Annotated in this window: 22 protein-coding genes; 14 read left to right on the plus strand and 8 right to left on the minus strand. The window is 70.2% G+C overall.

Annotated features, from left to right (window positions below):
* Window positions 1-575 precede the first annotated feature (575 nt).
* Together ACFYQQ_RS31290 and ACFYQQ_RS31295 are read left to right on the plus strand one after the other, a co-directional pair.
* The gene (locus ACFYQQ_RS31290) at window positions 576-1,109 is read left to right on the plus strand and encodes a cupin domain-containing protein (RefSeq protein WP_355786695.1); all 534 of its coding nucleotides are present in this window, start codon (window positions 576-578) and stop codon (window positions 1,107-1,109) included.
* Between the two features lie 273 nt (window positions 1,110-1,382).
* Complete coding sequence (locus ACFYQQ_RS31295) at window positions 1,383-2,807, plus strand: FG-GAP-like repeat-containing protein (protein ID WP_356240583.1); 1,425 nt, start codon at window positions 1,383-1,385, stop codon at window positions 2,805-2,807.
* A gap of 104 nt (window positions 2,808-2,911) precedes the next feature.
* Here the strand turns inward: ACFYQQ_RS31295 and ACFYQQ_RS31300 are convergent, their stop codons facing one another.
* Window positions 2,912-3,322: a hypothetical protein gene (locus ACFYQQ_RS31300; RefSeq protein ID WP_355784411.1), complete on the minus strand. Its 411-nt coding sequence runs from the start codon at window positions 3,320-3,322 to the stop codon at window positions 2,912-2,914.
* A gap of 319 nt (window positions 3,323-3,641) precedes the next feature.
* Between ACFYQQ_RS31300 and ACFYQQ_RS31305 the strand changes: the two genes are divergently transcribed.
* A complete protein-coding gene (locus ACFYQQ_RS31305; protein WP_355784409.1) occupies window positions 3,642-4,496 on the plus strand; it encodes an AraC family transcriptional regulator in 855 nt (284 codons plus the stop codon).
* 3 nt (window positions 4,497-4,499) lie between these two features.
* Here ACFYQQ_RS31305 and ACFYQQ_RS31310 read toward each other — a convergent pair whose 3' ends face one another.
* Entirely contained in the window at window positions 4,500-4,895 is a 396-nt protein-coding gene (locus ACFYQQ_RS31310) for a DUF2267 domain-containing protein (RefSeq protein ID WP_355784406.1), read from the minus strand.
* Between the two features lie 83 nt (window positions 4,896-4,978).
* The gene (locus ACFYQQ_RS31315) at window positions 4,979-5,401 is read right to left on the minus strand and encodes an Hsp20/alpha crystallin family protein (protein WP_355784403.1); all 423 of its coding nucleotides are present in this window, start codon (window positions 5,399-5,401) and stop codon (window positions 4,979-4,981) included.
* Window positions 5,402-5,780: 379 nt separating this feature from the next.
* Between ACFYQQ_RS31315 and ACFYQQ_RS31320 the strand changes: the two genes are divergently transcribed.
* The 4 genes from ACFYQQ_RS31320 to ACFYQQ_RS31335 all read left to right on the plus strand — a co-directional run bounded on the left by ACFYQQ_RS31320 (window position 5,781) and on the right by ACFYQQ_RS31335 (window position 10,221).
* Window positions 5,781-6,257, plus strand: a complete 477-nt coding sequence (locus ACFYQQ_RS31320; protein ID WP_355784401.1) for an anti-sigma regulatory factor — start codon at window positions 5,781-5,783, stop codon at window positions 6,255-6,257.
* A gap of 337 nt (window positions 6,258-6,594) precedes the next feature.
* A complete protein-coding gene (locus ACFYQQ_RS31325; protein WP_355784398.1) occupies window positions 6,595-8,055 on the plus strand; it encodes a basic amino acid/polyamine antiporter in 1,461 nt (486 codons plus the stop codon).
* Window positions 8,056-8,097: 42 nt separating this feature from the next.
* Entirely contained in the window at window positions 8,098-9,360 is a 1,263-nt protein-coding gene (locus ACFYQQ_RS31330) for an arginine deiminase (RefSeq protein ID WP_355784395.1), read from the plus strand.
* Window positions 9,361-9,540: 180 nt separating this feature from the next.
* Complete coding sequence (locus tag ACFYQQ_RS31335; RefSeq protein WP_355784393.1) at window positions 9,541-10,221, plus strand: hypothetical protein; 681 nt, start codon at window positions 9,541-9,543, stop codon at window positions 10,219-10,221.
* A 287-nt stretch (window positions 10,222-10,508) separates the two neighbouring features.
* Here the strand turns inward: ACFYQQ_RS31335 and ACFYQQ_RS31340 are convergent, their stop codons facing one another.
* Window positions 10,509-11,357 (minus strand): helix-turn-helix transcriptional regulator, encoded by an 849-nt coding sequence (locus ACFYQQ_RS31340; protein ID WP_355784391.1) that lies wholly within the window; start codon window positions 11,355-11,357, stop codon window positions 10,509-10,511.
* Window positions 11,358-11,458: 101 nt separating this feature from the next.
* On the opposite strand from ACFYQQ_RS31340, the gene ACFYQQ_RS31345 reads away from it, so the two are divergent.
* Window positions 11,459-12,223 carry an SDR family NAD(P)-dependent oxidoreductase gene (locus tag ACFYQQ_RS31345; protein ID WP_356170700.1) on the plus strand — a complete coding sequence of 255 codons (765 nt, stop codon included), beginning with the start codon at window positions 11,459-11,461 and terminating at the stop codon, window positions 12,221-12,223.
* Window positions 12,224-12,391: 168 nt separating this feature from the next.
* On the opposite strand, the gene ACFYQQ_RS31350 is transcribed toward ACFYQQ_RS31345, so the two are convergent.
* The 3 genes from ACFYQQ_RS31350 to ACFYQQ_RS31360 form a co-directional block, all read right to left on the minus strand.
* Complete coding sequence (locus ACFYQQ_RS31350) at window positions 12,392-12,739, minus strand: hypothetical protein (protein ID WP_355794994.1); 348 nt, start codon at window positions 12,737-12,739, stop codon at window positions 12,392-12,394.
* Between the two features lie 83 nt (window positions 12,740-12,822).
* On the minus strand, window positions 12,823-13,185 hold the full coding sequence (locus ACFYQQ_RS31355; protein ID WP_356240576.1) for a hypothetical protein: 363 nt from the start codon (window positions 13,183-13,185) through the stop codon (window positions 12,823-12,825).
* Window positions 13,186-13,322: 137 nt separating this feature from the next.
* Window positions 13,323-14,180 (minus strand): helix-turn-helix transcriptional regulator, encoded by an 858-nt coding sequence (locus ACFYQQ_RS31360; RefSeq protein ID WP_355790496.1) that lies wholly within the window; start codon window positions 14,178-14,180, stop codon window positions 13,323-13,325.
* Window positions 14,181-14,340: 160 nt separating this feature from the next.
* Here ACFYQQ_RS31360 and ACFYQQ_RS31365 point away from each other — a divergent pair, with 160 nt between their 5' ends.
* The 6 genes from ACFYQQ_RS31365 to ACFYQQ_RS31390 all read left to right on the plus strand — a co-directional run bounded on the left by ACFYQQ_RS31365 (window position 14,341) and on the right by ACFYQQ_RS31390 (window position 21,975).
* Window positions 14,341-15,102: an SDR family oxidoreductase gene (locus tag ACFYQQ_RS31365; RefSeq protein WP_355790494.1), complete on the plus strand. Its 762-nt coding sequence runs from the start codon at window positions 14,341-14,343 to the stop codon at window positions 15,100-15,102.
* Between the two features lie 467 nt (window positions 15,103-15,569).
* Window positions 15,570-16,403, plus strand: a complete 834-nt coding sequence (locus tag ACFYQQ_RS31370) for an AfsR/SARP family transcriptional regulator (protein WP_355790492.1) — start codon at window positions 15,570-15,572, stop codon at window positions 16,401-16,403.
* A 113-nt stretch (window positions 16,404-16,516) separates the two neighbouring features.
* The gene (locus ACFYQQ_RS31375) at window positions 16,517-17,461 is read left to right on the plus strand and encodes an SRPBCC family protein (RefSeq protein ID WP_355790489.1); all 945 of its coding nucleotides are present in this window, start codon (window positions 16,517-16,519) and stop codon (window positions 17,459-17,461) included.
* Between the two features lie 59 nt (window positions 17,462-17,520).
* Window positions 17,521-18,831, plus strand: coding sequence for a hypothetical protein (locus ACFYQQ_RS31380; RefSeq protein WP_356240573.1), 1,311 nt, complete (start codon window positions 17,521-17,523; stop codon window positions 18,829-18,831).
* Entirely contained in the window at window positions 18,828-19,808 is a 981-nt protein-coding gene (locus ACFYQQ_RS31385) for a 4'-phosphopantetheinyl transferase superfamily protein (RefSeq protein WP_355794372.1), read from the plus strand. Before ACFYQQ_RS31380 ends, ACFYQQ_RS31385 begins: the two co-directional genes overlap by 4 nt.
* A 127-nt stretch (window positions 19,809-19,935) precedes the next feature.
* Entirely contained in the window at window positions 19,936-21,975 is a 2,040-nt protein-coding gene (locus tag ACFYQQ_RS31390; protein WP_356240570.1) for a condensation domain-containing protein, read from the plus strand.
* A 155-nt stretch (window positions 21,976-22,130) separates the two neighbouring features.
* Here ACFYQQ_RS31390 and ACFYQQ_RS31395 read toward each other — a convergent pair whose 3' ends face one another.
* A complete protein-coding gene (locus ACFYQQ_RS31395) occupies window positions 22,131-23,306 on the minus strand; it encodes a hypothetical protein (protein WP_355788259.1) in 1,176 nt (391 codons plus the stop codon).
* Window positions 23,307-23,483 lie beyond the last annotated feature (177 nt).

A 23,483-nucleotide genomic window follows, 5' to 3' on the forward strand; every position in this document is an offset into this window, starting at 1 on the left:
CGGCTCTTCTGCGCGTGGTGCAGAACCGTTCCCACGCTGCGCATCACGGCTGCCACGGCACGAACCCAGGGAGGCCCGCCGAATTCCGCCCACACCACACACACGCAGCCACCCAGGACAAGTGCCAGGACGACAAGCAGCACCAGAACAGCCATTTCCCCCACCCCTGTGATCGTTCCAAGGTCCGGTGATCTTCCCGGGGAAACGATGACGCTCGGCGAGGTCGGCCGGTTCCAGGGGGGCCAGTCGCTACTCGCCGCTACCGGAGCGGGACGACGACTGACCAGCGCGAGGTCCCGGCAGGCTGTGTCACCACGGTCTGCCGGGACCGCACTCCTCAGGTGACTCGAACTGGGCCGTCGCCGTCCGCGCACTGAGGGTAGGACCCGGGCCGGCGGGACCGCGATCTCGCGGTCCGAACACCCCCCGTTGGTACGGCAGTTGTCGGCACGGCCTTCCGCCTACGGCTCGTCGCCGCGCCGGCAGAGGACCTGCGCGCAGCGTCCCTCGGTGTGGGGAGCGGGCAAGTGCGCCGGGGTCGCGTGAGTCACCGACCGCTCCGCGACAATGTCCCGATGACAGATCACGACGAGCACGATCCAGCCCGTCCGCTGCTGCGCCGTCCCGAGGACGGAGAACTCATCGACGTCGCGGGGGTCGCCCACTTCTTCCGGCTCACCGGCGAGCACACGGGCGGACACTTCGCCTTCGAGGAGTTCCGCCTCGCCCCGGGGGCCATCGGCGCCAGGCCGCACGTACATGATGGCCACGACGAGTACTTCTACGTCCTCAAAGGCGAGTTGACGCTGCACACCGGAGACGGTGAGGCGACCGTGGGCCCCGGACACCTGCTCGCCGCCACACGCGGCACTCCGCACGGGTTCCGCAACGCGGGTCCGTCCCCCGCACGGGCTCTCTGCCTCTACACTCCCGCCGGATACGAGGACTACTTCCGAGACGTCCACGCCGCCGTGAGTGCCGGAGCCGAGGTCACCGACGCCTTGCTGGAGGAGTTCCGGAGTCGCTACCGCACCCGCTCCTTCGCCAGTAGTCCGGACCGCGCACAGCCGTCCCCACCGGTATCCGACCCGGGTGCACGCAGTACGTGAGGAGTGGGGAAGGGCCGAGGACGACGCATCCCGAGGACACGGCAGCCTCGGGGCGGGCCTCGAAAGGGCTCGCCGGGCGGACGCAAAGCGCAGGCACATGTGACTGGCACGGCCGCGACGGGGAGTGGAGTCGTACGGCCCATGTGCTCCCCCTCCCGTCGGGCCGTTCATCCTGTCTTCCCGTGCGTACAACCCTTTGTCCACCCGCGAGGTCGTAGACCACCGAAGCCCATGCCGTCATCGGCTCCGGGACCACAGACAGGGAGCATCACTTTGCGCGCTCGTACTCTGGCCACTGCCACGGCTGCCGTCCTCGCCGTCGCCGGGCTCGGCGCCCCCGGGGCCGTCGCGGCACCCTCCGCACTCGCGGACGACTTCAACGGAGACGGCTACCGCGACCTGGCCATCGGTACGCCGAAGGCCAGTGGCGGAACGGTCACCGTCCTGTTCGGCTCGGCTTCCGGCGTCAGCCCCGCGCGCTCGGTGAACATCACGCAGAACACGCCTGGTGTGCCGGGTACCTCGGAGTCCGAGGACAAGTTCGGTGAGAACGTCACCAGCGGTGATGTCGACGGAGACGGCTACGCGGACCTGATCGTCGGTGCCCCCTTCGAGCAGGTGACGGGCAAGCCGCGCGGCTCGGTCACCATCGTGTGGGGCGGACCGACCCCCTTCACCTCCGGCGGCATGACGCTCACCGCCCCGACCGGCGAGGCCTTCGCCTTCGGTGAGGGCACCGCCTTCGCCGACATCGACGGCGACGGCACCGGCAACCTGGTCGTCATCGGCGCCGACACCTTCTGGTGGTACGCCGACGGGAAGCCGACCCAGGACGGGGCGCTGGCGCCGGAGGTCGGTTTCCTGCCCGAGAACGTCCTCCTGGACGGCGTCGTCGCGGGACACTTCTCCAGCACGGACGGCAGCGACTACGTGCTGCACGGACGGAAGACGGACCCGGACAACGGAACGACCGGCAACTACGTCGGGCTCCTGCGCGGCGGTCCCGGGGACCTCGGCCGCTCCTACTCGGTGCTGGCCGAAGGCACCGCCCCACAGGGGGCGTCCTGGGCACCGGCCGTGGACGGCGGGGACATCAACGGTGACGGATACGACGACCTGGTCACCGGCAACACGGCGGTCGGGCAGGGTGGTTCGTTCACCGTGCGGTACGGCAAGGCGACGGGACTCCCGGTCACGGGCACGACCTACACCCAGGCCAGCGCGGGCGTCCCCGGCACCGACGAGCGGTACGACAACTTCGGGGCGGCGGTGGCGGTGGGGGACGCGACCGGTGACGGGCGCGCGGACGTGGCGGTCGGCGCCTCGTACGAGACCGTGGATGGCCACAGCAACGTCGGCAACATCGTGTTCCTGAAGGGCGGTTCAGGGGGTCTGACCACGAGTGGCGCCCAGTCCTTCCACCAGGCCACTTCCGGTGTGCCGGGTGCCGCCGAGGCGGGCGACCACTTCGGCTCCTCGCTGCGGCTGCGTGACATCAACGGCAACGGCCGGGCGGACCTGGCGGTCGGCGCGTTCGGCGAGGACGTCCTGCCCAACGGATACGACGACGGCGCCGCCTGGGTCCTGCGGGGTGCGACCACGGGCCTGACGAGCACCTACGCGACGGCCTTCAATGCGACGGACTTCGACTACCCCGTCGTCGACGGGCGCAGGTTCGCGGACACCTTCGGCCGCTGAGCCGTCGCGCCGGACGACTCAGCGGCCGAAGTGTCGAGTAGCGGCCCACGAGTGGCGCTCCCGGAGTCGGACACCGGGAGCGCCAGTCCGTCAGCTCCAGCCGGTCAGCTCGCGAGCAGGCCCGTGTTGGAGCTGGAGCCCTGGAACTGCAGGTAGTAGGAAGCTCCGGGAACCGAGTTCTTGAAGATCACCGTCCAGGTCCCCTTCGGAGCGGTCTTCCAGTCGTGACACCTGTTCACGGTGCAGACCCGGACGGTGCGGGTGGAGTCCGTCTTGATGTTGATGTCGTTGCAGTTGCCGTCCACGACGTCCCACTGGCCGTAGTTGGGATAGTGGGCGTAGCCGCCGTTGGCGCCGGGCTCGGCCCAGTATCCGTAAGCCGACCCGTAGCAGGGCAGGGCACCGCCCGCCGCCGTGGCGGAGGCTTCGGACGCCTGCGCGGGCACCACGGTGGCCACCAGAACGGCGGCGGTGCCGGCCAGTGCCGCGGCAACTCGCCTTGCTGTCTTCGTCATTGATCCCCCAGTTTCGATCAGAGGCGCTCTCCCGCACGTTGCGGAGAGCGCGTTGTAGATGGGCCGGTGGAGCGCAAAATGCTTCGCCGGTGAGGTGTGCGCATGGCGTCGGGTGGTCGGCCGGACCGGTCGGCGGACGCACGGAACGCCGCCGGTCGTCGACAAGCGTCGCCGGGATCGCACGGCTGCGCTTGTACGAATGCGACCTGCCGCCCCGCCGTGGAAGCGGTTCTGGCCATCCCTTGTTGTTCCGCTCTGACCAGCGGCGGCTTCTCCTACGATCGCTGGGTGTTCGCGTCGACCGATGGGGGATCGGGACATGCACGAGTTACTGAGCCGGCCCGCGGCCGCGCACCTGCGCGCAGAGGTTCTGGGCTATCGCGGCTTCCGCTTCGACGTGATCGGAGTCCGGCGCAGACTGCTGGTGCCCGATGGCGTGGTGAAGGTGATGCTGGGCTTCGGCGGCCCGCTGCGGGTGGTGGACACCTGCGATCCGGTGTGCGCCGGCAGCGGGGTGTCCCTCACCAACGGTGTCAGGGCGACCGCCGCGATCGGTGAGCACACCGGTCTCATCCACGGTGTGACCGTCCTGCTCACTCCGCTCGCCGCCCACCGGCTGTTCAAGGTGCCCATGTCGGAGTGGAGCCGGCTGCCGGTGGCGCCGCAGGAGCTGTGCCGTTCCCCGTGGGCTGAACTGCCGGCGCGGCTGGCGGAGATCCCGCACTGGGATGGTCGGTTCGCCCTGCTGGACCAAGTGCTCCAGGAGGCCCTGGCGTCGAATCCCGTGGGCAGTCCCGAAGTGGCCTGGGCGTGGCGCAGAATCCAGCGTTCGTGCGGGCGCACCCGCATCGAGGACCTGGCGCGGGAGACCGGCTGGAGCCGCCGGCACCTCGAACGGCGCTTCCGTTGCCAGATCGGGCTGAGCCCCAAGGGCGCGGCTCAGATCATGCGCTTGCAGACGGCTCTGGCGCTGAGGGAGACGGGGTCGACCTGGTCCGATGCCGCGGCACAGGCCGGCTATCACGATCAGCCGCACTTCGACCGCACCTTCAAGGCCATGACGGGCCGTACGCCCAGCGCCTTCTACGCGAACCGCATGGCCGCTTCCCCGCACGACGCGCAGGACTTCGTACCGGGGCAGGTCACGAGTGCCGTCCTCAGGCACCGGGCATGACGTTCACCTCGTCTGCGGACGGCCGAAGAGCAGGTCGTAGCCGGGAGGGAGCTGGAGGAGGAGCTGGTTGGTCAGGTCGTCGCCCGCGATGTCGGCGACGACGCTGAGGACTGCGCTCACGTCCCATGCCGCGGTCTTCTCCGAGGCGCCTTCGATCCACGCCGAGGTCGCCCGGATGAATCGTTCCGGAGAAAGGGGCTCGTGGGCCTGGAGCGGGTTGAGGAGGATGAGTGCCAGCGTCTCGGGGAGGCGGGCGGCCAGTTCCGCCCGTACCTCGCCCACCAGATGAGCGCCGAGGAGGGCGAGGACGACGCGGGAGGATCGTTCGGCTTCTTGCGGGGTGGGGTACTGGCCGCGCTCTTGGACCGCGGCGACGAACGCGCTCCAGTGCATACGCATGACAGCCTCCGAGTAGCGCTCCGAGCGGGCTCCGAACGGGTGGGAGCCTGCGGTGCGGCTCCCACCCGCCACCTGTCGCGGTCTCAGCCGCTGATCTGCTTGCGCGTGTCGCCGCCGCTGATGGTGATCTTGCGGGGCTTGGCCTGTTCGGCGACCGGGATCGTCAGCCGCAGGACACCGGCTTCGTAGGAGGCGTCGATCCGCTCGGTGTCCAGGGTCTCACCGAGGAACAGCTGGCGGCTGAACGTGCCCGCGGGCCGTTCCGTGATCACGACCTCCGCGTTCTGCTCGGCGCTCGGGCGGCGTTCGGCCCTGACGGTCAGAACGTTGCGCTCGACGTCCAGGTCGATGCTCTCGGGGGCCACGCCCGGCAGGTCCAGTTCGACCACGAAGGTGTCACCGACGCGGAAGGCGTCCATCGGCATGGCCGCGGGCTTCGCGGCGGTCCCCAGCACCTGCTGGGTGAGCCGGTCGAGCTCCCGGAAGGGGTCGGTTCGCATGAGCATCTTCGGTCAACTCCTCTCCGCAGACGGGATGCGCATGAGACGACACCCACCTATATACCTCGCGTCATGAAACTTGACAAGGGGAGGCTCACTTTCGCAATCGCTGCTGGTCATCTGCGTGCGGAATCGCCTGCGTGGGCGACGCGAGTCCTGTCCTGACGGACAGGTGAAGGGGGAGTCCGGTATCGCTCCACCTCCTTGCCGGGATTTGGTGTTCACCGCGCGCCCCGCGCGGCTAAAGTTTGTCATACGACAAGAAACAGCGAGTGACGTGTCCATTACTCAGAAATGCGTCCAGGGGCGCGGGTCGACTCGGCGCGTCTCCTCGCACAGCCTTGCGTCTCCGCCCAACCCGACGCCGTCGCCAGGAAGGTCCGTGATGCAGGCCTCCAGCAGCGTCATCTCCACTCTGACCATCGATTCGGAGGGTGAGCTGGCGCGGGTGCGCCAGCACGTACGCCGTGCCGCCGCCGATCTGGGCATGGGTCTGGTGGCTCAGACCAAACTGGTCACCGCCGTCAGTGAACTGGCACGCAACACCCTCATCCACGGGGGTGGTGGGGAGGCGGAGATCGCCTGCGAGGAGACCGGCGGGAGGCGGGGGTTGCGGGTCGACTTCACCGATCGCGGTCCCGGCATGGCCGACGTCGAGCAGGCGCTGTCCGACGGATACACCTCTGGCGGCGGCCTGGGTCTAGGGCTCAGCGGCGCCAGGCGTCTCGTCCACGAGTTCGACATCGACAGCACCCCCGGTCTCGGCACCACGATCCGGATCATCATGTGGGCGCCCCACGTCCCCGCCCCGGTGAGAAACGTGAAGGACCGGACTCCGGTCACGCCGCTAGCGCGGCAGTAGCCGCCGGACCGGCTTCACCGCCGAACCCGGGGCGTCTCCGGTCGACGGGCATACCGGGAGACGTCGGCGCCGGTCGTGCTGCTCCATCCGCTGCACATATCGGGACAAGGGGTATCGAGGCCGGTAGGTTCTCGTCTCGATCGAGCGGAGCCCGGAGCGGTACCGGGTTGTCGCCCGACCTGGGAGCCGACGTGTGCGGAAGAGGGGCCTGCGCGGGACCGGCGGCGCCGAACCGGAGCCGTTCTCACCCTGTCGGCGGCAACGGCATGAACGGCGCCGGTTGAAGGCCACTCACCGAGGCGTGACCCGCGGGCCGGGACGTACAGACAGGGACGCCATGACCGAAACCGATGCCCCGGCCGACAGCGCGGCCGGTCCACCCCGGCAGGCGGCGAAACTGACCCTGCTGACGCTGACCGCGATGGTCGTCGGCTCGATGGTGGGCGCGGGTGTCTTCTCGCTCCCACGGCGTTTCGCACAGGAGACCGGGGTCGCCGGCGCGCTGATCGCGTGGGCCGTCGCCGGCACCGGCATGCTGATGCTCGCCTTCGTCTTCCAGACCCTCGCCGTACGCAGACCCGACCTCGACGCCGGGGTCTACGCGTACGCCAAGGCCGGCTTCGGCGAATACCTCGGCTTCTTCGCCGCGTTCGGCTACTGGGCCAGCGCGTGCGTGGGCAACGTGACGTACTGGGTGCTGATCATGTCCACGATCGGCGCCATCTGGCCGGCGCTCGGCGACGGCGACACCCTCTTGGCCGCCGTGCTCTCCTCCTTCGGCGTGTGGGCGTTCTACTTCCTGATCCGCCGGGGCGTGAAGGAAGCGGCGGCCATCAACCGCATCGTCACCGTCGCCAAGGTCGTGCCCATCCTGGTCTTCGTCATCCTGGCGCTCTTCTACCTCAAGGTGGACGTCTTCGCCGACAACTTCGGCGGCGCCGACTACGCGGGCTCCCTGTTCAACCAGGTGCGCGGCACCATGCTCGCCACCGTCTTCGTGTTCCTCGGCGTGGAGGGCGCCAGCGTCTACTCCCGGCACGCCAAACGGCGCGAGGACGTGGGGCGGGCGACTGTACTGGGGTTCCTCAGTGTCTTCGCCGTCTTCGCCTCGGTCACCATCGTGTCCTACGGCATCCTCCCCATGGCGGAGATCGCCGAACTGCGCCAGCCCTCCATGGCCGGGGTGCTGGAGGCGGCGGTCGGCACCTGGGGCAGCGTCTTCGTCAGCGTCGGGCTGATCGTGTCCGTCCTGGGGGCCTACCTCGCCTGGACCCTGATGGCTGCCGAGGTGCTCTTCGTCGCCGCCAAGGACGACGACATGCCCCGCTTCCTGCGCCGCTCCAACCACGCCGACGTGCCCGTCCCGGCACTGCTGATGACCGCCCTGCTCACCCAGGTCGTCCTGTTCGTCACCCTGCTCTCCGAGAACGCCTTCAACTTCGCACTCGACCTGACCAGTGCGCTCACCCTGATTCCGTTCCTACCCGCGGCCGCCTTCGCTCTCAAGATCCGAGTACGGCCCGACTCCGGCACCCGCGGCGGACGAGGCACCCTCCGGGAGCTGGCCGTGGCGGGGCTCGCCACGCTCTACACCGCGTTCCTGCTGTACGCGGCGGGCCTGAAGTTCGTCCTGGTGTCCTTCATCATCTACGCGCCGGCGACGGTCCTGTTCGTGATGGCCCGCCGGGAACAGGGCAGGACGGTGTTCTCACCGGCCGAACTCGTCATCCTCGCCGTGTCCGTGGCCGGCGCGGTCCTCGGCCTTATCGCCCTGGCCGCCGGCTGGATCAGCCTCTGACCTCCCGCCCCACCGTCGGCCGCACCCTCTGGAAAGGCACCCGTGAACCGCAACGACACCAACGGCAAGCCGCTCTACGGCGTCCATTCCGAGGTCGGCCGCCTCCACAAGGTCCTGGTCTGCGCCCCCGGCCTGGCCCACCGCCGGCTGACCCCGACCAACTCCGACGACCTCCTCTTCGACGACGTCCTGTGGGTGGAGAACGCCCAGCGCGACCACGCCGACTTCGTAGACAAGCTCACCCGGCGCGGCGTCGAGGTCGTCGAACTGCACGACCTGCTCGCCCAGACCATGGCGATCCCCGAGGCCAAGGACTGGCTCCTCGACCGCAAGATCACCGCCAACGAGGTCGGGACGGGCCTCGTCGACCCCACCCGCGCCTTCCTGGAGACCCTCGCGCCGCGTCAGCTCGCCGAATACCTCATCGGAGGGCTCGCCACCACGGACCTGCCCGAGGAGTTCCGGTCCGGTTACCTGGCACTGGTCCGCGAGTCCACCGGCGTACGCGAATACCTGATGCCGCCGCTGCCCAACACGCTCTACACCCGCGACACGACGTGCTGGCTCTACGAAGGCGTGACGCTGAACCCGCTGTACTGGCCCGCCCGGCACGACGAGACGCTGCTGATGAAGGCCATTTACACCTTCCACCCCGACTACGCCCACGCGACCGTGTGGTGGGGCGATCCGGAGACCGACTGGAGGCAGGCCACCTTCGAGGGCGGCGACATCATGCCGGTGGGCGGCGGTGTCGTCCTGATGGGCATGAGTGAACGCACCTCCCGCCAGGCCATCACCCAGGTTGCCGCAGCCCTGTTCGCCCAGGGTGCCGCCGAGCACGTCATCGTCGCCGGCATGCCCCGGCTGCGCTCGGCGATGCACCTGGACACCGTGTTCACATTCGCCGACCGCGACATCGTGACCCTCTACCCGAAGATCATGGACGCGGTGCACACGTTCTCCCTGCGCCCCAGCGACCGGGCTCCCGGCCTGCACATCACCGACGAGGGCTCACGCCCCTTCACCGACGTCGTCGCCCACGCCCTGGGACTGTCCTCGCTTCAGGTGATCGCCACCGGCGGCGACGAGTACGCCTCCGAACGCCAGCAGTGGGACAGCGGCAACAACGCGGTCGCCCTGGAGCCGGGCGTGGTCTTCACCTACGACCGCAACACCCAGACCAACACGCTGCTGCGCAAGGCGGGCGTGGAGGTGATCACCATCGTCGGCGCCGAGCTGGGCCGTGGACGCGGCGGCGGCCACTGCATGACATGCCCCCTCGTACGGGAACCCGTCAGCTTCTGACCCCCTGCCGACAGACTTACGAGGAGGATCCGGCCGGGGGAGCGGGGAGGTGGGCAGGGCCGTGCTGACTTCCTTCTTCCGGGTCGGTCTACCGGGCGCGGCGGACACCCTGGCTGAGAAAGAGCCGGGCGTGTCAGTATCGACCGGGCAGGTGTCCTCACCCGCGGAGGCAGGTTTCCGATGCGTCTGCATCCAGGCGAGACCGAGGCCGACGGCTGGCGGGTGGTGACCATGCTCGACGCCGTCCGGCAACTGCGTGACGCATCACCCGACGTGACGGGACGTCCGCGGGTGACCGCCATCGACGGCAGGGGCGGCGCCGGCAAGACGACTCTGGCCGAGCGGCTGCGCAAGGTGGTGCCCAACTCCGCCGTCGTGCACACCGACGACATCGCATGGAACCACGCCTACTTCGACTGGGGCGCCGTCCTCGTCGAGAACATCCTGCAACCCCTGCACCGGGGTGAGGCGGTGGACTACCGCCCTGATGCCTGGAGCCAGTACGGCCGGCCGGGATCGATCACCATCCCCGCGGGTGCCGACTTCGTCTGGGTCGAGGGCACCGGCGTCATCCGCGCAGAGCTGGCCCCGTGGTTGGACATCTCGGTGTGGATGCAAGGTGACCTCGACGAGCAAGAGCGCTTGTTGGCGGTCCGCGACGGCGACTACTCCGAGCAGCGGGAGCACGTGGCGAACTGGCTGCTGGAGGAACTGCCGTTCATGGTGCGAGAGCAGCCGTGGGCGCGAGCCACCATGATCGTCGCCGGCCCTCCGCACATCGGCCATGACCCGGACACCGAGTTGGTCGTCGCCCCGCCGACCAGGCCCAGCTCGGCCGAACCAACCGCAGCACGCGGGTGATTGGCATCCTGCCGCATCGCGGCGTACAACTCGACGATCACGTTGAGACGGCTCCCGCTCCAGCACACGGTCCTGGACGCGGCGGCCGGTGATACGCGACACGGCGTCTGCGTCCAGATCGGAGATCGTGGGCACCCGCGAGGACATTCGCGGCGAGATACTACGGCGATCTCCAGTCCGAGCAGCAGTGCTGAGCGGTGTCCGACGGCCTGGAACCACGGGCCGACGTCCGCCGGCTCGTTCGGCCTCTCGAGAGAACGTCGGCGCGGGTGGCGTCGGCGCGGAGCCTAGTTCTCCGCAGGGGTGAAGCGGTCCAGCCCCAGTACGGCGAGCAGCTGGAGCTTCTCGTAGCCCTCGGTCCGCGGCGGAGCCGTCAGCACGAGGAGGGTCTGCGAGCGGTCCTCGGTGAACAGCGCCTGGCAGTCCAGCTCGATCGCGCCGAGTTCGGGGTGAAGAAGCGTCTTGTGGTCCTCGAAGCGCTGCGCGACCTCGTGCCGCGCCCACAACTCGGCGAACTCCTCACTCGCCCTGTGCAGGGCCCGTACGAGCTCACCGGCCCTGGACCGCGGACCGCGTACTCCGTGGGCGGCGCGCAGGCTCGCGACCTGGGCGCGGCTCTGCCGGTCCCGGTCGGCCTCGGGATAGATCGTCCGCTCGGCGGGATCGGTGAACCACCGGTAGATCGCGCTCCGGGCAAGCCCTCGGTGGTTCGACGCGTCCCCGAACAGGGCGGTGGCCATCCTGTTCTGCACCAGCGTCTCGCTCAGGTCGGTCAGGACGAGCGCCGGAGTGTCATGGAGGCGGTCCAGCACCCGTAGCAGGGCGGGCGCCACATGCGGTGAGAGGGACAGGGCCGTCGGCGCGTTGTGCCCGGCGATCCGGTACAGGTAGTCGCGCTCGTCCCCCGTCAGCCGCAGCGCCCGGGCCAGAGAGGCCAGCATGTGCTCGCTGGGCTGCGGGCCGCGCCGCTGCTCCAGCCGTGTGTAGTAGTCGGTCGACATCACGGCGAGGGAAGCGACCTCTTCGCGCCGCAGCCCCCGGGTACGCCGACGCGTGCCCGGGGGAAGAGCTACGTCCTCGGGCTGGAGTGCCTCGCGTCGGCGGCGCAGGAAGTCGGCCAGTGCTGCGTGGTCCATGTGGTCGAGTATCGCTCTGCCCCCGGGGGCGAGCCAGGGATCGCCGATCCCCTGATAACCGGTCTCTGCACCCGCCCCAGCGGAACGCCGACCATCGGGGCATGAACATCTCCGGAAACACCATTTTCATCCCCGGTTCCACCAGCGGCATCGGTCTCGCCCTCGCTCTGGAACTGCGGGCTCGCGGGAACACCGTGATCATCGGCGGCCGGCGAACCGAGCTGCTGGAACGGATCGCGGCCGAGTACCCCGGCATCGGCACGGTGCGGATCGACACGACGGACGCGGCGAGCATCGCGTCCGCCGCGAAGCAGGTGCTGGCCGAGTATCCGGACCTCAACGTCCTCGTCACCATGGCCGGCGTGATGTACGCCGAGGACTGGAGTCGCCCGTCCTCGTTCCTGGCCTCGGCGGAGACAACGGTGACGACGAACGTGCTCGGTCCGATCCGGCTCATCGCCGCGTTCGTCGATCACCTGCGCGCCCGGCCGGACGCCACGATCATGACCGTGTCGTCGGGGCTCGCGTTCGCTCCGTTGGGCATCACCCCCAGCTACAACGCGTCGAAGGCGGCGATCCACATGCTCAGCGAGTCGCTGCGCCTGCAGTTCGCCGGCACCTGGGTACGGATCGTGGAGCTCGAACCGCCCGCCGTCCGCACCGCGTTGATGCCGGGGCACGAGGACAACGAACACGCCATGCCTCTCGACGAGTTCGTCACCGAGGTCATGGACTTGATCGAAGCGCAGCCCGACGCCGAGGAGATCCAGGTCGAGCGCGTGAAGTTCCTGCGCTACGGCGAGGCCCGCGGTGACTACGACCAGGTCGTCAAGACGCTGAACGGGCATGCTGCGCGGGCGGAGTAGGGCCGGTCCTTGCCGGCCGAAGCAGCGCAACACCGTCGAGCGGTGCATCAACCGCCTCAAGCGTGGCGCGGTATGGCGACCGGCTACGAGAAGACCGCGACCGTCTTCCTGGACGGACTCCACATCGCCGGCATCTTCCTCTGGTCTGCCCGCTGAGAGACCGGCAGCTCATGGCCGGAGGCGTTCCGCCTGCGGATCGAAGCAGACGAGTCCATGCTCGCGAGCCAGCGCAGAGGCGTACTCGGACACCTCCTCAGCCCTGCCATAGGACATGAGCAGGTACACCAGCGGCCCCGATGCCTCCTCGATCACCGGCGGTGACGCCCATACGGCACGGCCCTCGTCGTCCGGGTACCGCGCGACGAGGGCTTCCACGTAGGCCACGATGCGCGGCACCGGAGGTACGACAGCATCGTCCGACTCTAGGTGGCGCTCGAAGAGCTCGTCGTAGGTCGAGCCCGCTTGCCCGTCGTCGAGTGGACGGTCGCCGTCCCACACCGCAAGGTCATAGCTCACCAGCACATCGTCGCAGGCAGCGACTCCTTCGGACTCAGCAGGCCTGAAATCGACTCGCCACGGGGTGATCCGGAAAAGAGCTCTCAGGCCGAGGGCGAATCGTCCAGCTGCAGCCGGATGTACTTGCGGGGCGACGTCAGCATCTGGACCGTCCCGCGAGCGGCGGAACCATTCGGCTCACATGTCAGCGTGACCGATTCCCCCGCCTCCACTGTGATCTTGACGTCAGGGCTCGAACACCAATCGATACGCATCCGGACCGTGTGCGGGCCCGGGGTGACGTCGTAGCGGGCCCGTTGCCCGCGACGGACCTGCCCCACCTTGCGGCCGTCGATGAGGACCTCGTAGCCGCGCAGGAGGTCACGGTAGGCCCCGTCTCTGCGGACCACTTCAACTGTGCTGTCTCCAGCGGGAGATGCGTCCTTGCCGGATGCCCGTGTCTGCATGCATGTGTGGCTTTCCCTACGATGGCGACCCTATGCCGCGGGGAGGGGAGCACGGTGATCGGCGGTCCACGCTCCACTGCGGGCACCACGTGTCCTGCGTCCTGTTTCCAGAGGTGAGGGAACCAGTCGAACTCCGCTCACTCCCGCGCCGGCTCCGGGGTCGCCGTCCAGCTGGCCAGGAGGTCCAGGCGTTCGGCCGTCCGGGACGCGGGCTCCGGTGTGTAGACGACCAGCATCTGGTCCGGGTCGCCGGCCACGGTCAAGGTCTCGTAGGGCAGCGTCAGTTCCCCGACCACGGGGTGCCGCACACGCTTCGCGCCGTACGTCTTCTCCTTGACCTGGTGGTCCGCCCACAGACGGCGGAAGTCCTCGCTGCCGATGGACAGTTCGCCGACCAGCGTGGCCAGCCGGCGGTCGCGTGGGTGGCGGCCCGCGTCCAGTCGCAGGTGGGCGACCGTCTCCGCGGCCACCGCGGCCCAGTCCGGATACACCTCGGGCGCCCGCGGGTCGAGGAAGACCTGGCGCGGCATATTGCGCTCCTCGGCAGGCATCAGCGAGAACCCGACGACGGCGTCCGCCAGCGCGTTCCAGGCGAGGACGTCCATGCGGCGCCCGAGCACGAACGCGGGGACCCGGTCCATGCTGTCGAGCAGCAGCCGCAGCCCGGGGCGCACCTTCTGCACCGCAGCCGGGGAGGCGGGCGCCAGGCGGGGCCCGGGCCTGGCCACCGTGCGCAGGTATTCCTGCTCGGTGGCGTCCAGTTGCAGGACGCGACCGACGGCGTCGAGCACGGCGTCGGAGACGGAGGTGCCGCGGCCCTGCTCCAGGCGGATGTAGTAGTCGACACTGACACCGGCGAGCTGGGCGACCTCCTCGCGGCGGAGTCCGGGCACGCGCCGCCTGCCGTGTGGCGGCAGTCCGACCTCCTCGGGCTGTATCCGAGCGCGCCGCGAGCGCAGGAAGTCGCCGATCTCCGCGTGCCTGGATGTGTCCATGCACCGATCCTAGGCGCCGCCTTGCATCCGATCCTGGTACTGGTGGACCCAGGAAAACGGCCACCCTGGGTAACAACCTCGCTCTGTCGCAGGGTGGTTGCCGTGACCGCGAGACACCCCGGTCACGGCAACCCGACGACACCACCACCCAGGAGCCCTCATGTCGTACGACACCCTCGCCGGCCGTACCGCCCTCGTCACCGGAGCCGCCAGCGGCATGGGAGAGGCCACCGCCCGGAAACTGACCGCGCACGGTGTGCGTGTGGCCCTGCTGGCCCGACGCGCACACCGCCTGACGGAGCTGGCCGCCAAGATCGAGGCGGACGGCGGACAGGCCCTCGTGGTCGCAGCCGACGTCACCGACCAGGCATCCGTGGACGTGGCGGTGCGGCAGGTGCACGCCGCGTACGGGCAGGTGGACTTGGTGGTCAACGCGGCTGGGGTCATGCTCCCCAACCCCATCACCCACGGCCGTACCGACGAGTGGCAGCGCATGCTCGACACGAACGTGGCCGGTGCCCTGCGGGTCATCCGCGCGTTCACCCCCGACCTGATCGCGTCCGCCGAGGACGGCCGGACGGCCGACCTGGTGAACATCTCCTCGATCGGCGCCCACATCACCTTCCCCGACTACGCCGTCTACGGGGCCACCAAGGCGGCTCTCACCTATCTGTCCCAGTCCTTGCGTACCGAGCTCGGCCCGCGCGACGTGCGCGTCACCAACATCGAACCGGGCCTCACCAGCACCGAGTTGGGCGGCCACATCGACAACGCGGAACTGTCCGGTCAGCTGGCGGGCATGTTCGACGCGCTGACGGGTCTGTCGGCGGAGGACATCGCGGATCTGATCGCCTACGCCACCAGCCGGGCCAGCCACGTGAACCTGCGTCAGGCGATCATCCTGCCCACCCGCCAGGCGTAGGAACGCCGTACCCACGGCACGCCTGCCCTGTGTCCGGCCCCGGGACGCCTGCTGTCGTGCCGGGCTCCCGGGGTCGGCGCATGCCGTACGCCGCAACCGAATAATCCTCTGCGGCGGCCGACCGGTCTTGGAGGCCCCGCCCGAAAAAGAATGCGTCCCTACGGCGAAGGCGGCGCACATGTCCTCGTGTCCCTCCGCTACCGGCACGCCACAGCCTCCTGCGGGGTGGGACGCCCTGGTCAGGCCCTCCGTAAAAAAGACCGTGTGTCGCCTAACTGAATCCACTTCCAGGTGACCCTGCCGGAGTGAAGCGGGGCATTACGTGCAAATGTGCCTACTCGTACACGCCTGGAGTCCCACTGGACGGGAAACAGGGCAACCGGTACGGTATTGACATACCGCGCGTGCTGTTTTTTACTCGCGGTGCTGGGGAAGCACTAGAGCTGCACCAGACCGCAGGGGGACGCGTGGACATCGAAATACTCGGCACACTCGCCGTACGACTCAACGGCATACCCGTCACGCCGACGGCACCCAAGCCGCGCCAAGTGCTCGCGCTCCTGGCGCTGAGGGCGGGGCAGGTCGTTCCGGTGAGCGACCTGACGGAGGAACTGTGGGGGGCCAGGCCCCCGCGCAGTGCCCGAGCGACCCTGCAGACCTACATCCTGCAACTTCGCGAACTCATCGGCGCCGCCCTGGAGAAGAGCGCGGGCGACGGCGCGGAGCAGCGCGGCCCGGCCAAGGACGTCCTGCTCACCGTCCCCGGCGGCTATCTGCTCAAGGAGGGCGAGGGCGCCAGCGATGTGAAGGACTTCGAACGCCTCGCCGGTTGCGGCTACCGCGCCATGGACGCCGGGGACGGACCCCGGGCCGCCAGTCTGCTGCGCGAGGCGCTCGACCTGTGGACCGGCCCGGCACTCTCCGGCGTCCAGGTGGGCCCCCAGCTGCGGACCGAGGTCAGGCGACTGGAGGAGAGCCGGCTGTGCGCCCTGGACCAGCGTGTCGACGCGGACCTGCGGCTCGGCAGGCACCGTGAACTGCTCGGAGAGCTGACCGTGCTGGTCGGTCAGCACCCCACGCACGAGAGCCTGTGTGGCCAGTTCATGCTGGCGCTCTACCGTTCGGGCCGTCGTGGTGAGGCGCTGGACGCCTACCAGCGGCTGCGCGCAACCCTCGTACGCACCATGGGCCTGGAACCGTCTCCGACGCTGGCCAAGCTTCAGCGCTCCATGCTGATGTCCGGCCCCCGCACGCTGCCCGGGCGCCCCACGACGCACGCCCCCGTGGCCACCGTCGGCTGACGGAACGTCATCTCGCCCTGTCGCGGGCCGTTTCGCGTCGTCTCCGCCGGAAATCGAGCACCGCTCAGGTTCGGTCGTGCAGCGTTGAGCACATCTGGAGGAAGGGGTCGCGCATGCCGTCGCAGTCAGTGTGTGTCGCCGAGCAGACCGTCACGGTCGCGGCGCCCGCCGACGTCGTCTACGGCATGCTCGCCGACGCCCCGCGCTGGCCGGTCCTGCTGCCCCCCTTCGTCCATGTCGAACGCCTGGACTTCGACGGCACGCAGGAGAGCCTTCGTCTGTGGCACGTGTGGCACGGTGCGGTGCGCTCCGCGCTGGCCCGGCGCGAACTGCGCCCTGGTGAACGCCGCATCGACTTCGAGACGCGCGACGACCTGCTGCCCGACGCACCGACGTCCGGCTCCTGGAGCGTGGCGTCCGAAAGCGCCGACCGGTGTCTGCTGACCCTGCGTCAGGAACGCCCGCGCCGTTCCCGGGACGAGACCGAGGCACTCCGGGCGGACGTGGCAACGGAGTTGACGGCGCTCCGCGAGGCGGCCGAGCGCTGGGACCGACTGGACGAACTGCTGCTGTCCTTCGAGGACAGCGTGTACGTCCTCGGCTCCTCGGAGCTGGTCTACGACTTCCTCTACCGCGTCAAGGACTGGGTCGACCTGGTGCCCGACGTGGAACGGGTCGATCTCACCGAGGACCAGCCGGGCGTCCAGCTGACAGTCCTGCACACCTTCGCTCCCGACACGGGCGACACGCGGGTGTCCGAGTCCGTACGGCTGTGTTTCCCGGCTGCCGGACGGATCGTGCACAAGGACATCGTGACGCCCGATCTCGTCGCCGCGCACTGGGGGGAGTGGTCACTGCAACCGGACGAGAGCGGAGTTCGGGTCGTCTCGGTGCACCAGGTGATGCTCGATGAGAGCGCGGTCCAGTCCGTCCTGGGCGAGGACGCCCTGCTCGTGGATGCCCGTCACCACGTTCGCGAATGGCTGGGACGTTCGAGCACCGAGGCCCTGGACCTGGCGCGCTGGCACGCCGAGAGCGCCGTACGCCGACTGCGATGAACACCGCTGCGGAACAGACCGGCACAACGAGCGCAACCACGACGACGAGGAGGTCCGCGATGAACCTGACCCGGCAACTTCCGGGCACCAACCGGCACCCCGCGTCGTCGACCGCGACCCGCCCGGCGGACGACGCGTCCGGTGTGGCGCGGTACGCGGCGCGCCTGGAGGCCCTGCTGGGCGATCCCCGGGACCGCACCCACCCCTACGGGCGTGCCGCCCTGTGGGCCGCGGAACCTGGCGCTCTGCCCGCCCCGCCCGCCGGACTGCCCGACGCCACACAGGTGAGGGCCGCACCGTGGCAGATCTCCCGCGCCCTGCGCCCGCTCCTTCGCCGGGATCTGGCCCTCGCGCACGCCTGGACCAGGGGTCCGCTCCTGAACACCGTCGTCCCGCCACCGACGGTGGCGCTGCTCGGGCCGGCGGCGCTGCTCGCCTCAACAGCCGGAGTCCTGCGCGGGGCCACTCGCATCGTGGACGGCCTGTGCGCGTACGAGCCCGGTGCCGGCCAGTGGCGGCCGGTCCTGGCCTCGGCCCTCGCCGACCTCCTCGCCTGCGAGAGCCTGACCGCCGTAGCTCTGCGCTCCCGCACGCAACGGACTCCGGATACGGACGGGCCGGACTCGGCCCAGGGCGGGCAGTGGCTCACCGATGTCGTGGGGTACCTCGTGCCGCGGTTGCTCGACGAGATGCTCGGCGATCTCGAACTGGTGCTGAACGAGTGCGGGTTCGGCGCGGACACCCTCGAACGGCGCACGCTGGCCCGAATCCAGCGGGACAAGGCGTTCGCCGGAGCCGACTGGAGTACCGAACGAAACGCCCAGGCCCGTGTCGTGTGCGCACTGAACGCGGCGAACAACCCGCGGCCGCCCCACGCCCCCTACCCCGCCGAGCTGTTCAGGATCACCGAGGGCATCACCACCGAGCCAGGCAGCGACAGCCCCCAGGCATGGGCAGCGGCGCTGACGGCCGCCGGTGAGCGACTCGCCGACGACAGCCGTCCCGGCACCGCCGCGCTTTCCCGCCTCGTCCGCGGGCTGCTCGTCGAGCAGCGGGAGCTGCAACTCGCCTGTGTGGCCGATGCCGTTCACGATGCCGCCGACCCGGCGGCACGGGCGCTGGCCGACCGTCAGGCCCTACTGGCGCTTGCCGTCGCGGTGTTGGGCGTGTGGGACGCGGCGGCCGTGACGCCTCCCAGCTTCCTCGGCGGGAGCGACTGGGCGCTTCTGGCACTGGGACGGATCAGCAAACGGCTCGCCCTGCCCGTGTCCGACCGGACGCCCGAGACCTCGCCCGTATGGGACGAACTGGTTCGGCGTGCGGCCGACCGTGTGGACTGCGACCTGTATGCGACGAGGACTGCGTGGTGAGCGTGCCCCGGGACCTCGGACCCGTCGTCGCCGCACCGGCGTCGCCGCCGCCGTGCCATGCCCCCGGGCCGGACGGGCCGTGGGAGGAGGTCCAGGAGCGGGTCGAAGAGACGGGCCGGGCGGTGGTGCACGCCACCTGGGGCCAGTGGCTGACCCCTGTCCTGCTGGACCCCGGGCTGCGCACCCTGCTGGGCCGCGACTGGCCCCGTTACCGCCAACACCCGGCAGCGGCGGGCCGGATGAGCCTCGCCGTCTCACGGGCCGTGGTGAAGTACACCGCCGCCGCCGCACTGCAGGTACCCACGGACCGGCTCGACCTGGCCTACCTGCCGGGCGGGCGGCCCGTGCTGCGCGGGCTCGGCGCGGACCTGGAGGTCAGCCTCACTCACACCGGTGAGTTGATCGTGGTCGGAGTCAGCCGCAGCGGGCCCATCGGCGTGGACGCCGAACCCGTAGACCGGCGTATCTCGTTCGAGGCGCTGCGCGAGCACGTGTGCACCGCCGAGGAGGGTGACGTGCTCGCGGCTCTGCCCGAACCGGAGCGTACGGAGCGGTTCTTGCGGCTGTGGACGCTGAAGGAGGCGTACACCAAGGCGCTGGGGCACGGCATGCGGCGCCGGTTCTCGGCGGTCGGTTTCGAGTGGGACGCGACGGGCGGCGCTCGTCTTGTCGGGGACGCGGTCGGGGAGTGGGCCTTCACCACGCATCTGGTAGGGGGCCGCTTCTGGGTGAGCGAGGCGCACTGCCGGAGCACGGCACAGCAGTCCCGGTCGCAGGCACCCCCACCCGCACCCGTATCCGCATCCGTTCCGGCGTCCGCACCCCCACCCGCACCCGTATCCGCACCCGTTCCGGCGTCCGCACCCGCACCCGCTTCGGCGGCCGGATCCGCATCAGCGAAGGGCCGAGAGCTCTCATCGCCGTCGGACGTGAAGATCATCGACTTCTCGGGGCGTCGGAGCCCCCGACGGCAGTGAGCGCCGGGGCCGGGAGGCGGCTTGCCGGAGCTTCGCGGCGACGCACGGTGCCGAAACGATTCGTCAATGGGGTCGAGGGGCCCGGCACGGTTGTTCGGACGCAGGCGTGCGGCATGGGGAGGGACGGGTGAACAGCCGTCACGAGCACCTGGGCACCGTTCCCGCGGTGGTGCACGAACCGTCCTCGACCGGATCACCGCTCGTCTTCGACCTGTGCTCGCTCACCCGGACCGGCGCGGAGGCCGTCGCGGCCCGCGTCGCGGCACGCCACCGGGGCTACGACGTCGCCCTGGCCGACGGTGCGGACACCGGACGGACCGGCCGGTCCGCCCAGCGGCTCACCCTGCACGCCCGGACCGGATCCCGCGCGACGCTCACCGACGACCTGCTGGCCGATCTGCTGGCACCGTCAGAGGCGGAGACGATCCCCGTGAGCGGGGATCAGCGGAGCCTGCTCACGGCGGCGGTCGAGGACTCGAACGGCTCGGGCCGGTACGTGGAGCAGCTGTGGTGGGACTGGACGGGGCCCCTGGATTCCAGCCAATTCATCACCGCATGGCAGTCCGTCGCCGAGCGGGAGACGGTCCTGCGGGCCGGCTTCGACCTTGCGGGCGCCGCTCGCCTGGTACTCCACGATCGTGTGGCGGTGGAGGTCGTCCACCACGCGCACGCCGGCGTCGCGCTGGGCGAACTGCTCCAGCGGGAACGCGCCCGCGGCTTCGAGCTGTACCGGCCCGGCCTGCTGCGCGTCCTGCTGCTGGACGGGCCGCATGGGGACGGCGCCGCAGGGGGGCCCGCCCGTGTGGTCCTCAGCTGGCACGCCGCCCTACTGGACGAGCGCGGAGTGCGGCTGCTGGTACGGCAGTTCTACCGTTCCTATCTCGCCGGCGGCATCCTGCCCGGCGGGCAGCGTCGTCCCGATCTCCGTGACCACGCCCGGTGGCGGGCCCGGCAGGACCCGGCCGGAGCGAGCGCGTTCTGGGCGTCGGCCGCACCGCCGGCCGCTGCCGCCGTCAGGGTGGGCCGTCAGAGTGGGCCACCCCTGCCCGGGGGCGGCGGACGAGGCCGTATCGAGTGCAGGCTCAGCGCGTCCCAGACCGCCCGGCTGTGCGCGTGGGCCGCGGACCGGGGCGCGGGGGAGAGCAGTGTGCTGCACGTGGTGTGGGCGCTGCTGCTGTACCGGGCGGCCGGTGCCCGCGGCCCGTTGCCGGTGGCGTTCGGCGTGCACGTCTCCGGGCGGGACATGTCGCTGCGGGGTGCGGCCGACACCCCTGGACTGCTGGGTGAAACGCTGCCCGTCACCGTCACCGTGGAGCCCTCCGCGCCGCTGGCCGACCTGCTGCTGCGGGTCCGGGACGCCGCGCTCGACCTGCCCCCGTATGCCTGGGTCTGCGAGGAGAACATCCGCCGGTGGAGCGGACGCGGACCGGACGCCGGCCTCGTCGAGACCACGGTGCGTTTCGACAGCAAGCCCGACCTCCCTCAGGATCTGCGGGCCGAACTGGCGGCGCAGGGCATCGGGGCGGGCCCGCCGCACAGTACCGGTGGCGACACGGCGACCCCATTGACCCTGGCCGCGCACCACGACAGCGAGGGCACCCTCGTACTGACCGCCCTGTACGACCGGACGAGATTCACGGCCACCGACGTCCGCACCGTCCTCGACCAGTGTCTGCACCTGCTGGACGGCCTGCCCAAGCACCGGGACGAGCATCCGACGGTGGGCGACGCCCTGCACCTGCTGGCGGGTTCCCCGGTGCCCGGCATGGCACCACCCCCGCTCGGCGGCACAGGCTTCCGGCTCGCGGTACTGCGGGCCGGGGAGCCGGGCGCGGACGTCGTGTGCCTGGTCACCGCACCCGGAGTCACTCCGGGCGTGTACGACACCCTTCTGCGCGAGCACGAGGGGCCGCAGCGCATCCTCTCCCTAGCGATGACGGGCCTGCGGGTGCCACACGGCCCTCTGCCCGAACTGGTCGGCGAGGGACGTCGATTGCTCCTGTGCGGATCAGGCTCCGCCGCCGGGCCCGCTCACGACATCGCCCGTCGCACCGCTCGGCGAACAGGGAAGGCACCGACCGTCGTCATGACAGGTACCGGCGGCGCGGACCCGAGCGCGTGGGCGCTGTCCCGGGCTCTGGAGGCGGTGCTGGCGCGCAGCACGTGACCCCGGACCACGGCGGCCGAGATCGAGTACGGCAGCCGGAGGGCGGGGGCCGGGTGTGGCGTACCAAAGACCCTGATGGGCGCGCGGGTTGGGCTATGTCTGGCGGGCTGGCGCCAGAGGGGGCCGTGCGACGAACCGAGAGCTGGTGTTTCTGGTCAACGAGCCGTGGACAGGCGGACGATGACCGGGCGTGGAGTGGGTGTGCCGCCTCTGAGCGACCCGACGCCCCAGACCTGCCGGGTGCCCGGAACCGTTGCGTAGTCTTCTAGTTCGAGGTGCTGCCCGCATCCACGCCCGCCTGACCGGGAGGTCGAGCAGTGGGGTTGGGCGATCCGTCTCGCCTCGCCGGATGCGGTCAGGTAGCGCTTGGGCGTGAGAAGAAGACCGCCGGCGATTCCGCCGGTCACGCAGCACGGCGGTCGGTCCTCCTCTTTCCACCGAGAGCCGTCCCAACGTACGGCGAGCCGGGCGAAGTAGGCGTCGGTGTCCCCGCCTTCGCTCGAGACGGTGCCGAAGGCGCGCACATCCTCCGCCGACACAGCGATGGCTCGGGTGAGTTCGCCGTAGTGCTGGTCGCCCTTCGGGCCCGGCGCCAGGTCGGGCATCGTCGTCTCCGTCCACTGACTGCCGTCCCAATGTGCCCCGGCAAGGCCCGGGTTGGCCTCAGGTGTGAGTTCGGATCCCACCGCCCAAAGGTCGCGCCCGGACACACCCGCCAGCGCCTGTGCCCGGACGGGGAGCCGGGAAGCGCGCCACTGGCGTCCGTCCCAGTGCCAGGCGGTGCGCGAACCGTCGACGATCCAGGAGTCCTCGGGACCGAAGACGGCGGCGCCCCTCACGATCTGGGGGAAGTCCCGGGGAAGGCGGACGGTCCGCCATACCGTGCCGTCCCAGTGCGCGGCCAGTGGCGGACGACTCCTGTCCGGATTGGTGAGGACGCCCGCGAAGAGCCACACGTCCCCGGGGCCGGAGGAGTCGAGCCGGACGGTCGGGAGCTCATCGAGGCGGCGGCGCAGTTCGGACGAAAGGTCGTAGGGGCGCCAGACCTTCCCGGAGTAGTGGAAGAGGAGTGTCTGCTGGTCGTCCACCCAGCCGGTGACGGGGCTCTTGCCCACGGCCCAGGCGTCGTCGGCGGAGGCGGCCGTTATGTCGGTGAAGGAGGCGTTGGTGCTCTGACCGGTGTAGTCGTAACTCCAGCCTGGGGCAGCGGTGTTGCCGTCAGGACGACTGGTACGGGACGAGTGATCCTCGTGCCGTCCTCGTGAGTCGCCGCATCCCGCGAGCACCAGGAGAGCTGCGCAGAGAGCGGCGACGCGGCGCATCGTGGGCATGAGTCGTCCCTGAGTCTCGGTCGTCAGCGGGCGGGTGGGGGAGCGGGCCGGAGTTTACGTGCAGCAGCACGCCAGGTGAGAGGGGGTTCCACAGGGAGCGGGCACGGCAGCAAGCGGCAGATCTCGGGGCGAGCGGGGCGCCGTGGGGGGCTCCTGCCCGTCTCATCGACGTCGTCC

It is taken from the genome of Streptomyces sp. NPDC005496, assembly GCF_042872045.1.
Taxonomy (GTDB): Bacteria; Actinomycetota; Actinomycetes; order Streptomycetales; family Streptomycetaceae; genus Streptomyces.